The 12,934-nt window shown below is 65.2% G+C and carries 11 protein-coding genes; 5 read left to right on the forward strand and 6 right to left on the reverse strand.

Annotation, left to right across the window (positions count from 1 at the left end):
* Positions 1-222: 222 nt before the first annotated feature.
* A complete protein-coding gene (locus JQ603_RS25340; protein WP_212343403.1) occupies positions 223-1,206 on the forward strand; it encodes a Bug family tripartite tricarboxylate transporter substrate binding protein in 984 nt (327 codons plus the stop codon).
* Between the two features lie 6 nt (positions 1,207-1,212).
* Here the strand turns inward: JQ603_RS25340 and JQ603_RS25345 are convergent, their stop codons facing one another.
* The 4 genes from JQ603_RS25345 to JQ603_RS25360 all read right to left on the reverse strand — a co-directional run bounded on the left by JQ603_RS25345 (position 1,213) and on the right by JQ603_RS25360 (position 7,001).
* Entirely contained in the window at positions 1,213-3,753 is a 2,541-nt protein-coding gene (locus JQ603_RS25345) for a branched-chain amino acid ABC transporter ATP-binding protein/permease (RefSeq protein WP_212343404.1), read from the reverse strand.
* Positions 3,750-4,625: a branched-chain amino acid ABC transporter permease gene (locus JQ603_RS25350; protein ID WP_212343405.1), complete on the reverse strand. Its 876-nt coding sequence runs from the start codon at positions 4,623-4,625 to the stop codon at positions 3,750-3,752. Before JQ603_RS25350 ends, JQ603_RS25345 begins: the two co-directional genes overlap by 4 nt.
* 77 nt (positions 4,626-4,702) lie before the next feature.
* Positions 4,703-5,947, reverse strand: a complete 1,245-nt coding sequence (locus JQ603_RS25355; RefSeq protein WP_211410959.1) for an ABC transporter substrate-binding protein — start codon at positions 5,945-5,947, stop codon at positions 4,703-4,705.
* 139 nt (positions 5,948-6,086) lie between these two features.
* Entirely contained in the window at positions 6,087-7,001 is a 915-nt protein-coding gene (locus JQ603_RS25360) for an IclR family transcriptional regulator (protein WP_212343406.1), read from the reverse strand.
* A gap of 209 nt (positions 7,002-7,210) precedes the next feature.
* Here JQ603_RS25360 and JQ603_RS25365 point away from each other — a divergent pair, with 209 nt between their 5' ends.
* From JQ603_RS25365 to JQ603_RS25375, 3 genes are read left to right on the forward strand one after another with little or no spacing between them, the layout of a single operon-like run.
* Positions 7,211-9,010 (forward strand): thiamine pyrophosphate-binding protein, encoded by a 1,800-nt coding sequence (locus JQ603_RS25365; RefSeq protein WP_212343407.1) that lies wholly within the window; start codon positions 7,211-7,213, stop codon positions 9,008-9,010.
* 47 nt (positions 9,011-9,057) lie between these two features.
* Positions 9,058-9,762 (forward strand): SDR family oxidoreductase, encoded by a 705-nt coding sequence (locus tag JQ603_RS25370; RefSeq protein WP_212343408.1) that lies wholly within the window; start codon positions 9,058-9,060, stop codon positions 9,760-9,762.
* Positions 9,763-9,773: 11 nt separating this feature from the next.
* Positions 9,774-10,157 carry a cupin domain-containing protein gene (locus tag JQ603_RS25375; protein WP_212343409.1) on the forward strand — a complete coding sequence of 128 codons (384 nt, stop codon included), beginning with the start codon at positions 9,774-9,776 and terminating at the stop codon, positions 10,155-10,157.
* Between the two features lie 12 nt (positions 10,158-10,169).
* Here JQ603_RS25375 and JQ603_RS25380 read toward each other — a convergent pair whose 3' ends face one another.
* Positions 10,170-10,631 (reverse strand): NUDIX domain-containing protein, encoded by a 462-nt coding sequence (locus JQ603_RS25380; RefSeq protein ID WP_212343410.1) that lies wholly within the window; start codon positions 10,629-10,631, stop codon positions 10,170-10,172.
* Positions 10,632-10,729: 98 nt separating this feature from the next.
* Here JQ603_RS25380 and JQ603_RS25385 point away from each other — a divergent pair, with 98 nt between their 5' ends.
* Positions 10,730-11,836 (forward strand): DUF1236 domain-containing protein, encoded by a 1,107-nt coding sequence (locus tag JQ603_RS25385; RefSeq protein ID WP_212343411.1) that lies wholly within the window; start codon positions 10,730-10,732, stop codon positions 11,834-11,836.
* 50 nt (positions 11,837-11,886) lie between these two features.
* Here JQ603_RS25385 and JQ603_RS25390 read toward each other — a convergent pair whose 3' ends face one another.
* Positions 11,887-12,849: a lytic transglycosylase domain-containing protein gene (locus JQ603_RS25390; protein ID WP_212343412.1), complete on the reverse strand. Its 963-nt coding sequence runs from the start codon at positions 12,847-12,849 to the stop codon at positions 11,887-11,889.
* Positions 12,850-12,934: the final 85 nt, after the last annotated feature.

Below are 12,934 nucleotides of genomic sequence, written 5' to 3' on the forward strand. Positions count from 1 at the left end.
CCGCCTCGCAAGCCCTTGATCCGGCAGAGGCCGGCTACTGTGCATGGGGTTGTTTTCGCACTTTTTTGTTGAGACCACTTCTTACGTGCCGCGCGGCGGAATTGTTCGGCACCACGCCGGTGAAACGCGATTGCGAAATCCGGTGCGGCCGCTCATCATGGTCTTCGCCTGTGCCGCACCAACAAACATGCACAAGCGGCGCGCGAGGCTGGGAGAGAACGAATGCAACGAACGGCTCGCCTGCTGGCGCTCATCGCCGGACTATGCGCCGCTGCGCTGACGACCGAGGCGCTCGCGCAGAAATATCCGTCGCGGCCGGTGAAGATCATGGTCGGCTTCAGCGCGGGCGGCCCCGTCGATGTCGTCGCGCGCATCGTCGGCGATCGGCTCGGCAACAAGCTCGGACAGCCCTTCGTGGTCGAGAACCGCGCCGGCGCCAACGGCATGATCGCCGCCGAAGGTGTCGCACGTGCCGATGCGGACGGCTACACCATGCTCGCCTGCAACTCCTCCACCATCACGCTGAACAAGACGCTGTTCAAAGACATCCGCTACGATCCGGAGAAAGACTTCGCCCCGCTGACCACCGTCGTGTCGGCGCCGCTGGTGCTGGTGGTCAATCCGGAGAATCCCAAGACCGCCGACATCAAGACCGTCGCCGATCTCGTCGCGGCGGCGAAGGCGGCACCCGGCGCGCTCGCCTATGGCTCGGGCGGCAACGGCAACCTCGCCCATCTCGCCATGGAGCTGCTCGCCCAGAAGGCCGGCATCAAGCTGATCCACGTGCCCTATCGCGGCGGCGCGGCGTCCGAGGTCGGCATCCTCGCGCAGGAGGTTTTGGCGGTGTTCGATCCGCTCTCCGCGGTGCCGCTGGTGAAGGCCGGCAAGCTGCGCGCGCTCGCGGTGTCCTCGGCCGAGCGGCTGCCGGCGCTGCCCGACGTGCCGACCGTCGCGGAAGCCGGCTATCCCGGCTTCGACATCTCGTTCTGGGTCGGCTTCTTCATGCCGAAGACAACACCCGCGCCGATCCTTCAGACGCTGCACCAGGAGATCGTCACTGCGGCCAAGGATCCGGCGGTCGCGGACAAGCTCGGCTCGCAGGGCGTCGTCAGCGTGCTGAGCCCGGCCGACTACGCCGCCAAGATCGCGAAGGAGACGAAGGAGCTGGCCGAGGTCGTGGCGGCCGCGAACATCAAGGCGGAGTAGGGCAAGCTAGAGCCACAGGATCTGCTTGCGATAGCCGAGATCGTTCAGCAGCGGCGCGGCCGGTCCCTGGTGGAACACGGCGCCGCGCTCCAGCGCGAAGACGCGGTCGGCGAGCGCCAGCACGAGATCGAGATTGTGCTCGACGATCACGATCGACATGTGCTTGCGGAGCTGGTCGAACACCTTGAACAGCTCCAGCGTCACCGCCGGCGCGAGGCCCTCGAACGGCTCGTCGAGCAGCAAGAGGCGTACATTGCCGGACATCGCGCGGGCGACCGCCACCATCTGCTGCTCGCCGCCGGAGAGATAGTCGGCGGCGACGTTCATGCGCTCCTTCAGGCGCGGAAAATAGTGCAGGATCTGCTCTTCGTTCCAGACCACGCCGTCGCTGCCGTCGGTCTTGCGGGCGAGGCGTCCGAGCGCGAGGTTTTCGCGCACGGTCATGCCGGCGAACAGCCCGCGGCCCTGCGGCACATAGCCGACGCCGCGGCGCGCGATGTCGGGTGCGGGAAGGCTCGCGATGTCGCTGCCGCGATAGTCGATGGTACCTGATGCGGCCGGCACCAGGCCGGCGACGGTTTTCAGCAGCGTCGACTTGCCGGCGCCGTTGCGTCCCAGGAGCGCGACGATCTCGCCCTCGCGCACGTCGAGCGCGGCATCGCTGAGGATGTGGCTCTTGCCGTAGAAGGTGTTGACACGGTCGAGGCGGAGCACGGTGTCGCGCGCATCGGCCGCCTCCAGGCTGCGCCGATGCTCGACTGGAGGAATTCCCTTGCCGGTGTAGATCTCCTGCACGCGCAGATCGGCCCGCACCGCTTTGGGGCAGTCGGACATCAGCACCTCGCCCTGGTTCATCACGGTGACCACTTGCGAGAAGCCGAGCACGCGGTCGATGTCGTGCTCGACGATCAGCACGGGAATGTTGGCCGCGATGTTCTTGACGAGGTTGGAGACGCGCTCGCGTTCTGCTGCGGCAAGGCCCGCCAGCGGCTCGTCCAGCAGCAGCACCTGCGGTTTTGAGCCGAGCGCGATGCCGAGATCGACCAGCCGCTGCCCGCCATAGGAGAGCTCGCCGCCTTCGATCTCCTCGATGCCCTCGAGCCCGAGGAATTTGACCAGCGCCGCGGTCTCGGCATGGATGCCTTCGTAGGCGTCGATGTCGTTCCAGATGTTGAAGCGCATCGGCCGCCGCGCCTGCAGCGACAGGCGCAAATTCTCATAGATGGTCAGTCCGCGAAACAGGTTTGTGATCTGGAACGAGCGCGCCAGTCCCTGGTGGCAGATCGCATTCGCCGGCACGCCGGCGATGTCGCGGCCCTGCAGGCGGATCGTGCCTTGATCCGGTGCATAGAGGCCGGAGACCAGATTGAACAGCGTGGTCTTGCCGGCGCCGTTCGGCCCGATCAGCGCATGGATCTCGCCGGCGGCAACGGAGATGCTGGCATTCTCGACGGCGCGGATGCCGCCGAATTTTCGCGAGACGCCGCTGACCTCGAGCACGGTGCCCTTGAGTGCTTCCGGCCGCAGGAAGTCGGGCAGCGGTAGGCCCTCATAGATCTTGCGGCGGCTCATCGCGGCCGTTTCTTCCGCGGGCGGACGCAGGCGCCGCATGATCAGCGCACCGATGCCGACAAGGCCGCCGGGCGAATACATCACGAAGGCCACGAAGGTGAGGCCGAACCAGAACAGCCAGTCCGACGTCCAGATCGAGAACAGCTCGCGGAACAGGATGAAGAACAGCGCGCCGAGCGCGGGCCCAAGCAGGCTGCGCATGCCGCCGATGACGACCATGGCGAGCAGCTCGCCGGCGAACGGCACCGAGACGGCTTCGGCGGAGACGAGATAGTTCAGGAAACCGATCAGGGCGCCGGCAAGGCCGGTGACGACGGCCGAGATCACGAACACCGCGAGCTTGTAGCGCTCGACCGGGTAGCCCTGAAAGCTCGCGCGCAGCTGGTTCTCGCGGATCGCGACCAGCACATGCCCGAACGGCGAGCGCACCAGGCGCATCAGCATGTACAGCACGGCGAGCCCGATCACCGCGACCACGATGTAGTAGTTGAGCGCACTGTCGAAGCTGACGGTGCCGATGCCGCCGCGCTTCAATCCGCCGAGGCCATCTTCACCGCCGGTGAGGCTCGTCCAGCGGAACGCGGTGGTGTAGACGAGGGCAGCCAGCGCCAGCGTCAGCAGCGAGAAATAGACGCCGCGCCGGCGCAGGATCAGCATGCCGATCGCGGTGGACGCAATCGCGACCACGACCATCGATCCCAGCAGCGGCAGCCAGATCTCGCCGGGGAAGAAACGCAGCTGGATCAGGCCGGCGGCATAGGCGCCGATGCCGAACCAGGCGCTGTGACCGAACGAGACGAGGCCGGTATAGCCGATGCAGAGGTTCAGCCCCATGGTCGCGATCGCAAGGCCGACGATCCAGGTGCCGGTGTTCAGCGACAGGCCGAATGCCTTCAGCAGGAACGGCAGCGCGACGATCGCGACCGTCGCGATCAGCAGCGGCTGCAGCTTCGCGGTTGCGGAGGCGACCCTCATTCGAATTTCTCGATGCGCTCGCCGAGCAGGCCGCGCGGACGCACCAGCAGCACCAGGAACATCAGGATGTAGACCGAGGCTTCACCGGCCGCAGGCTCGAAGTGAATGGCGATGCCGCGCACCACGCCGACGAGCAGCGCCGAGATGACGACGCCCCAGAAGCTGCCGAGACCCCCGATCACGACGACGACGAAGGCGATGGTCATGATCTCGGCGCCCATCGCCGGATGCACCGTGGTGATCGGCGCGAAGAACGCGCCGCCGAGCGCGGCCATGCCGACGCCGAGCATCACGATCGCGGTCATGTAGGGCTGCAGCCGGATGCCGAGTGCCGCGACCATGTCCGGCCGCTGGATGCCGGCGCGGACCACGCGCCCGAACGAGGTCTTCTGCAGCAGCAGCCAGACGCCGAGCAGGATCGCCGCGACCACGGCGAGGATCAAGAGGCGATAGCGCGAGAACAGAAAGTCGCCGACGATCACCGAGCCGCGAAAGCTCTGCGGGATCTCGGTCGAGACGGGCGCAGCGCCCCAGTTCATGCGGATCGCCTGCTCTGCGACCATTGCGAGGCCGAAGGTCACGAGCAGGCTCAGAATCGGATCGGCTGTGTAGAAGCGGCGCAGGATGAAGCGTTCGAACAAAATGCCGAGCAGGGCGACGGCAAACGGCGAGATCGCCACGGAGGCGCCGAAGCCGAGGCGTTTCGTCAGCTCGACGCAGACATAGGCACCTAACGCATAGAAGGCGCCGTGGGCGAGGTTGACGATGCCGCCGACCGAGAAGATCAGCGACAGCCCGAGCGCGATGAGCAGGTAATAGCCGCCGAGCACGAGGCCATTCACCACCTGTTCCAGCAAGAACTCGAACTGCATGTTGCGTCCATCGCTTTGATGAAGAACGGCGCCGGCAGGGCCGGCGCCGTTGACGTCTATCGGCCGGGCCCGTTGCGTCAGGCCTTCATCTCGCAGGGATTCTGCTCCCTGGTCGGATAGATCGTCTCGAGCGGATCGTTTGCCGCCGGCACTGCATCGCCCAGCACCAGCATGTCCCACTGGTCCTTCATCTGGTCCTTCGGCTTCACCGTGAACGGATAGGCCTCCTGCACCAGCTGGTGATCCCAGCCGCGGAAATAGGCTTTGCGCGCCTTGCCGATGTCGAACTGCGACTGCTTCTCGAAATAGGCGATCAGCTCGCTGCTGTCGGTCGACTTCGTGGTGTTGATCGCCTCCGCCAAGAGCTTCAGCGTGACGTAGTCGATCCAGGCATGGTTCTCCGGCGGCTTGCCGTATTTCTTGCTGAACGCGGCGACGAAGGCCTTCGAGGCGGGATTGTCCAGCGTGTGATACCAGACCGTCGGCCAGGTGCCGCTGAGATTGCCCGCACCCGCAGCCCAGGCATCCCCGGTGTTGAGATTGAAGCCGACCAAAGGATAGGGCAGGCCGAACTCGGCATATTGCTTGACGAGATTGGTCACCTGGTTGCCGGCGAGGTTGCAGCAGACCACGTCGGGTTTCGCTTGCCGCACTTTCAGCAGATACGGGCTGAAATCGGTGGCGTCGGTCGCGATCAGTTCGTCGCCGATCAGGTTGGCGTCGTGCGTGCCGAAGAAGGCTTTCGCGGCCTTCAAGAGGTCATGGCCAAAAATGTAGTCGGCGGTCAGCGTGAAGAACTTCTTGCCCTTCACCATGCCCTTCTGCGACAGCGCGGTGCCGACGGCGTTGACCATCACCGTGTTCGGGATGTCGCAGTGGAACGAGTACTTGTTGCAGTTCTTGCCGCGCAGCGCGTCCGAGCGCGCGCCGGTCGAGAAGAACACTTTCTTGTTGCGCTCGGCGACCTGCATGATGGTGAGCGAGGAGGCCGAGGAGATTTCGCCGAGCAGCACCACCGCGCCGTCCTGCTCCAGCATGCGCTGCGCCTTGGTCGCGGCGGTCGCCGGGTTGATCGAGTCCTCCGAGAGCAGATCGATTGGCTTGCCCAGGATGCCGCCAGAGGCGTTGATCTCTTCCGCCGCGAGCTTCACCCCGAGCTGTGCGTAGCTGCCGATCACGCCGAGGAAGCCGGTGAGCGGCGTCAGGTGCCCGATCCGGATCTTCTCGGCCTGTGCCCTCACGATTGCGGGAAATCCCAGTGCGGACGCGCCAACGAAGGCTGCGCCCGCCCGTAACAACGTCCGTCGCGGGTAGCGGATCATGTCTATCTCCTCCCGGGTGCATCGTGCCTCTCTTCAAAACCGGGCATCCGATAATGTGAGAGATATTTTTTTAATGCTGGAGGATAATCCCGAACGCCATTGCCGGTGTCAACCGGCAAAATCGCCGCCTGCGCGCGGTTCAGACTTTCTGCGCGAACGCCTTGTGCGCCCGGTCCTTGGCGCCGAACTCGACCGACAGGCGGTCGGCGGCGGCCTGCACGACCTGCGCGCCGGCGTGCAGCGCCTGGTTGGAGAGGCGCCAGATCGGGCCGGAAATGCCGAGCGCGCCGATCACCTGCCCAGTGAAATCGGTGACCGGCACGGCGACGCAGCGCACTTCCGGATTGAACTCGCCGTCGTCGAAGGCGACGCCCGTGCGCTGCACTTCCGCGATATCGCGCATGAGGACGGCGGCATCGGTGATGGACTTCGGCGTCGAAGGTTTCAGCTCCGCGCGATCGAGGAAGCGCTTGAGCTGCTCGGGGCGGAGCGAGGCCAGAATGATCTTGCCGAGCGCGGTGCAGTGCGCGGGGCGCACGACGCCGACGCGGTCGGTGAGCTGGAACGCGCCGGGGCCGCTTGTGCGCGCGATGACGACGACCGCATCGCCCATCCGCACGGCAAAATGGCTGCTTTCGCCGGTCTGGCGCGACAGCTCCTCCAGCACGGGGGTCGCGACATTGACCATCTCGATCTCGTCGAGCGCGGATGCGGCGAGCGCGAACAAGGGGCGACCGATGCGGTAGCGCTTGCTGTCCTTTTCCTGGCGGAGATAGCCGAGCGAGACCAGCGTCTTTGCCAGATGAAACGTGGTGGAGTTGTGCAGCCCGACCAGCTTGCTGAGTTCTGCTAGGCCAATGCCCTCGCGATGGCGCGCGACCTCTTCGAGGATCGAGAAGGCGCGGCCGAGCGACTGCACGCCGCCGCCGCGCTGCTTGTCGTCGGCCTCGACGTCGCCAGCGGCGCTGGGTGCGGGGACCAGCTTGGCAATCGCAGCCTTGCGCGGGCTTGCAGGCTTCTCGGTCGTGGGCTTGGTGCGCGATTTCAAGGACAAGGCCCCCTTCTCGTGAATCGTCGTGACTCCGCTGTTGCGACACTAGCACGCAATCGGCGCGAGCTTGGTGTTTCCTCGAGGGGAGACTATCACAATATAAATTGACGTACAGCATTATGAGAAATAGGCTCCCGCGGCCCTGTGATGACCGGCCGCGTTCCCCGCATCGGTGCAGAAGAAAGTCGTCGGGCCGAGAGGGAGACGGGTTGATGTCGAAGAACATGCTCAATGGCGCCCAGGTCATCGTCGACTATCTGATCCAGGAGAAGGTGCCGCAGGTGTTCGGGCTGTGCGGCCATGGCAACATCCAGTTCATCGACGCGCTGTACGAGCGCTCCCAGGAGATCAAGACCATCTCCGTGCATCACGAGAGCGTCGCCGGTTTCATGGCCGACGTCTATTACCGCGTCTCCGGCAGGCCGACGGCGACCTTCACCTCCTGCGGGCCGGGCTCGGCGAATTTGCCGATCTCGCTCGCCAACGCCTTCCTCGATTCCGTGCCGTTCATGGCGATCACCGGCAACGTGCCGACCAGCCAGTTCAACCGCGGCGCATTCCAGGAGATGTACCGGCACCATCAGGCGGACTTCCCGTCCACGGTGCGCACGATCTGCAAGAAGGTGTTCCAGCCGACCCGCGGCGAGATGGTGCCGCTCGCGGTGCGGCAGGCCTGGAAGACCATGATCACCGGACGGCCCGGGCCGGTGGTGGTCGACGTGCCCTTCGACGTGTTCATGGAGTCAGCTGCGGAAGAAGCACCGAAGGCGATCGAGTGGAACGCCAACATCTCCAGCCGCTGCGGCGCCGATCCTGACGGCGTCGAGAAGGCGGTCGACATGTTGCTCTCCGCCGAGCGGCCGGTGATGCTGGTCGGGCAGGGCGTTCGCTATGGCGGAGCGGCGGATGAATTGCGCAAGCTCGCCGAACGGCTTCAGATCCCGGTGGCGGCGTCCGCGAGCGGTCTCGGCGCGCTCGACGTCAATCATCCGCTGGCGCTGGGGCTCGTCGCACGCGCCGGGCATTACCAGGCCAATCACGCGACCCGTCAGGCCGATGTGCTGCTAGCGCTCGGAGTCCGTTTCGACGACCGCACCTCGAGCTCGTGGATTCCAGGCTATTCCTTCACGATCCCGCCGACGAAGCTGATCCATGTCGACATCGATCCCGAAGAGATCGGCCGCAACTATCCCGTCGCGCTCGGACTGATGGCCGACGTGCGCACCTTTCTGCGGCAAGTCCACGCCGAGCTCGATCGCCGCGACAACCTTTTCAAGAAGTCGGATGCGCGCAAAAGATGGCTGGCGCAGATCGACGGCTATCGCAAGGAGTGGGACAAGTTCGTCGCGCCCGGCTTCTCCGACGACACCACGCCGATCAATCCGCAGCGCGCGGCTGCCGAGATCGACAAGGCGCTGCCGGAGGACGCGATCCTGGTGTCCGACATCGGCGTGCATCACAACTGGCTGCTCGGCTTCTGCAAGCCGAAGCGGCCGGATTCGCTGATCGGCTCGATGGGCTTTGGCCCGATGGGCTTTGGCGTCGCCGGCGTGATGGGTGCGAAGTTCGCGGCGCCCGATCGTCCCTGCGTGTCCGTCTGCGGCGACGGTGCCTTCTTCATGCATGCCAACGTGCTCGGCACGGCGGTCGAATACAATCTGCCCGTGGTCTGGGTGGTCTGGAACAATTACGCCTATGCTTCGATCCGCGGTCTTCAGCGCGGCTATCTCGGCGGACGTGAGCTCGCCACTGACTTCAAGCATCCTGAAACCGGCGAGCGCTACAACCCTGATTTCGCGGCGATGGCGCGTTCCTGCGGCGTGGAGGGCGTGCGGGTCGACCGCGCCGGTGACATCGGCGAAGCCATCCGCAAGGGCATTGCCGCCAACAGGCCCTATCTGATCGACGTCGACATCGCCGCCGACGTCAATCCGGCCGGTGCCGGCGTCTGGGAATTGCCGGGCCTCGGTCAGAGCAAGGCCGGCATCGGCACGCGCTTCCAGCCGGGCTGATCGCACGCCTTTTCAATCGCCAATTCAGAAAGTGACGGGAGATGGAAATGACGCTCGCAGGCAAGAAGGTCGTCGTGATCGGCGGCTCCTCAGGCATCGGCCTTGCCACGGCAGAGCTCGCGAAGGCGGAGGGCGCGGACGTCGTCATCGCTTCGCGCAGCGCCGCCAAGCTCGATCCCGTTGCCGAGCGGCTGAAGGTTGCGGCCATTCCCACCGACGTCACCAGCGACCAGAGCGTCGCTGACCTGTTTCGCCGCACCGGCCCCGTCGATCACGTCGTGCTGACGGCGGCGCAGCTTCGCACCGGACCGTTCAAGACGGTTGCGATGGAGGACGTGCGCGGCACGATGGAAGGAAAATTCTGGGGCGCCTGGCGCGTGGCGCGCGAAGCCGAGATCCGTCCGGGCGGCTCGCTGACGCTGGTCACCGGCTTCCTCAGCGTCCGGCCGCGGCCGAACTCGGCGATCATCAGTGCGGCCAATGGCGCGCTGGAATCGCTCGCCCGGGCGCTCGCGCTCGAGCTTGCGCCGGTGCGCGTGAATGCGGTGTCGCCGGGCGTGATCGATACGCCGATCCGAGCCGCGATGCCGGAGGCGGCGCGCAAGGAGATGCTGGCGAAGACGGCGGCGGCACTGCCGGTCGGCCGCGTCGGCGTCGCCGAGGACATCGCCCGCCAGATCGGAAGCTTCATGACCAATGGTTTTGCCACGGGTTCGATCGTCTATATCGACGGTGGCGCACTGGTGAACTAGGGAGCACGATCATGGCCGAGGAGATTGGCGGCGCCTTCATCCGCAACATCGCAGAAGTGCCCTGGCGCGAATTCCCCAACCATTTTGGCGGTGCGCTGTCAAAGCCGCTGGTGATGCCGGAGACGGCGGGCTCGCGCCGCATCGACTATCGCATCTCGATGTACCAGCCGATGGCCTATGTGGCGCGGCATCATCACGAGGTGCAGGAGCAGGTCTATCACGTGCTCGACGGCGAAGGGTTGATGGAGATATCAGGCAAGAACCATGTCGTGCGTAAGCACGATGTGATCTTTCTGCCGCCGGGCGTCGAGCATGCGATCTCGAACTCCGGTCTGACCGACCTCGTCTTCCTGGTCGTGACCTCGCCGGTGACGGACGACGACAAGCCGGTATGAGCGGCGCGCGGCCTATCCGTCGCCGACCAGCTGCGCAAGGCGTTCGAGCAGTGGGCGTTGTCCTGCGTTGATCTTTTGTTGCGCAGCTTCGATCGTGAACCATTCGGCGCGGTCGACCTCAGGAAAGTGCTGCCGTTTGCCGCTGCGCGGCGGCCATTCGATTTCGAACGTGTTGCTGCGAATGCTGCCGGTATCGACATCGAGCTCGGCCGCGAATGCGGTGACGATCTTGCCGCCGCGCTGCCTGATCTGACCAAGCACGATCAATGGGATCGTCAGTTCAAGTCCAAGCTCTTCGGCAAACTCCCGCCGCGCGGCGATTTCTGCGTCTTCTCCGTCCGCGTATTCTCCCTTCGGGATCGTCCACGCGCCGAGATCCTTGTTGCGCCAGAACGGTCCTCCGGGATGAACGAGCAGAACCTCGAGATCGCGGCGCTTGCGATAGGCGATGATCCCGGCGCTCTTCGATGGCATCGCAAGTTCCCTCACGGCCTCTGTTCCGGGAAAAACTGGAACTGAGCTTCCCAGCGCCGGTTAGTAGCCAAACTTGAACCGGACAAAGGGAGTGAAGCATGATCCGACTGTTGGCAACAACCGCACTGGGGCTGGTGCTGGCAAGCGCCGCCGTTGCGCAATCGCCTGGCACGAACACGAAGCCCGAGCAGACGCCGCGATCGCAATCGAATTCCGCCGCGCCGTCCACCACCTCGCCGTCGGGCGCAGCGAATACGCAGCAGCCCACATCGCAACCGCAGCAATCACCGACGGCGGCGCAGAATACGCAGACCACCACACCTCCGTCAGGGCCCAACGCCGGCTCCGGCACCTCCAATGCTGCCAACAGCACGGATACGCGACCGCAAAGCGGGACGGCCAACCCGAGCACAACCGGGAACCAGCCTGCGACCCAGCAGAGCGCCAATCCACCGGCAACGAACACGAACCAGGCGCAGGATCGGTCCAATCCGCCGTCGAACAACAGCAACCAGGCGCAGCAGGCACCGAGCGGGACCGGGACCAACCAGGCTCAGCAGGCGCCGAATGCGCCGGCCAGCAATCAGGCGCAGGGTGAGCGGGCGGGAACCAATTCGCAGGCCGCTGCCCAAACTGATGTCAATCTCAACCGCCAGCAGGAGACCAGGATCAGCGCCTCGATCTCGCACCTGAACGTGCGGCCGCTCACCAACGTCAATTTCTCGCTGAATGTCGGCACGGTGGTGCCGCGCGACATCCAGCTATCGACGCTGCCGCCCGATGTCGTCGAGATCGTGCCGCAATATCGCGGTTACAGCTTCGCGCTGGTGAAGGATCAGATCGTCGTGGTCGATCCTGCGAGCTACAAGATCGTGACGGTCCTTCCATATTCCGGGCAGTCGACCGCGACGACGACCACGCGCGAGCGCAGCTCCAGCAAGTTCTCGGATCGCGATCGCGAGGTGATCCGCAAGCATGCGAAGTCCCGCACCGAAGGACGGAGTGAGGCGCGGACCACCGGCAGTACCGCACGGAGCGAGATGCGAGTCGGCGACCGCGTCCCCGAGACTGTCGAGGTCGAGGAATTCCCGAGCACGGTCTATCGCGACGCGCCAGACCTGCGGGAATATCGCTACATCCATCGCGATACGCGGACCTACGTCATCGAGCCTCGCGAACGTCTCGTGATCGAGGAGATCGACTAGTCCGAAAATCCCGGGAAGCCGCTCAATCGAGCGGCTTTCCGACCCGCGCGTCAGCCCGAAGATCGTTCGCGCGTGGCAAGCCGGATGGCGCGGGCCTTGGCGTTCTTGCCGGCCGCGCGCGCCGCGATCATGCTGCGCGCCTTGCCGCGGGCCGAAGCGCTCTTCCGCAGCAGGGATGCGAACCGCTTGCGCGCACGGCTTGCCGAGAGGCGCGCCGCCCCCTGCTCGGCCTTGCGCATGATGGTGATGATCGACGGCGTCAGGTTTACCGGCACCCAGACGACGTCCTTCGTCTTGGAGAGGCTGCCGATGCCTTCGCATGGCGCCTCGCGCGGCAGGTCGATCCGGATCGCGAGAGCCTCCGCGCGCTCCGTCCAGTCCTCAGCTCTGGTGCCGGTGATGATGCGGACATAATCGCGTGTCTCGCGCGGCAGCTCGCTTTCCTTGGCGAGCCATTTCTGGATGCGGCCGGGCCCTGCGTTGTAGGCGGCCGCCGCGAGACCGAGATTGCCGAAATCGTCGCGGAGCTTGCGCAAGAACTTTGCCGATGCCGGCAAGGCCTTCATGGGATCGAAGGGATCATCGAGGCCGACTTCGGCGGCCGTCTCCGGCATGAACTGCGCGACGCCCTGCGCACCGGCCGCGCTGACCTCGTTGGAACGGAAGCGGCTTTCCTGCCAGAGCAGGCGCGCGAAGAACGGCACGGGAATGCCGCTGACCTCAGCCGCTTCCCTCAGCGCGTGACAGAATTGGTCGGTTGGCGAAGCCGGGGCCTGCACGACGGCTTCGATCGTGAGCGCCGGCTCGATCGTCTCCTCGTAAGCCGCGCGCGCGTTCGCGAGCTCAATGGCCTGCACGCTCGCGAGGAAGAGATCGACCAGAGGAACCAGTGAGGGGGCGCGATCGGCCTTGGGAGTGGAGTTGTCGAAGCTTGGTGCCTGCCAGGAGGGCGATGAGCCGACGTCGCACATCAGAATCAGGAACGCAGCGCAAGCCGCGACGAGAAATCGCATCTCGGAAAGAGTCCTCAAACTGTGGGGGAACAAGCAGCGCGTTGCGCCGCTGACGAGGACTTCTTTAACCGTAATTGCGGCGAAG

It is taken from the genome of Bradyrhizobium liaoningense (assembly GCF_018130825.1).
GTDB classification, from domain to species: domain Bacteria; phylum Pseudomonadota; class Alphaproteobacteria; order Rhizobiales; family Xanthobacteraceae; genus Bradyrhizobium; species Bradyrhizobium liaoningense_B.

Coding starts and splice junctions, on each gene's coding strand:
- JQ603_RS25340 (WP_212343403.1), top strand. CDS start 223: ATGCAACGAACGGCTCGCCTGCTGGCGCTCATCGCCGGACTATGCGCC.
- JQ603_RS25345 (WP_212343404.1), bottom strand. CDS start 3,753: ATGAGGGTCGCCTCCGCAACCGCGAAGCTGCAGCCGCTGCTGATCGCG.
- JQ603_RS25350 (WP_212343405.1), bottom strand. CDS start 4,625: ATGCAGTTCGAGTTCTTGCTGGAACAGGTGGTGAATGGCCTCGTGCTC.
- JQ603_RS25355 (WP_211410959.1), bottom strand. CDS start 5,947: ATGATCCGCTACCCGCGACGGACGTTGTTACGGGCGGGCGCAGCCTTC.
- JQ603_RS25365 (WP_212343407.1), top strand. CDS start 7,211: ATGTCGAAGAACATGCTCAATGGCGCCCAGGTCATCGTCGACTATCTG.
- JQ603_RS25370 (WP_212343408.1), top strand. CDS start 9,058: ATGACGCTCGCAGGCAAGAAGGTCGTCGTGATCGGCGGCTCCTCAGGC.
- JQ603_RS25375 (WP_212343409.1), top strand. CDS start 9,774: ATGGCCGAGGAGATTGGCGGCGCCTTCATCCGCAACATCGCAGAAGTG.
- JQ603_RS25380 (WP_212343410.1), bottom strand. CDS start 10,631: ATGCCATCGAAGAGCGCCGGGATCATCGCCTATCGCAAGCGCCGCGAT.
- JQ603_RS25385 (WP_212343411.1), top strand. CDS start 10,730: ATGATCCGACTGTTGGCAACAACCGCACTGGGGCTGGTGCTGGCAAGC.
- JQ603_RS25390 (WP_212343412.1), bottom strand. CDS start 12,849: ATGCGATTTCTCGTCGCGGCTTGCGCTGCGTTCCTGATTCTGATGTGC.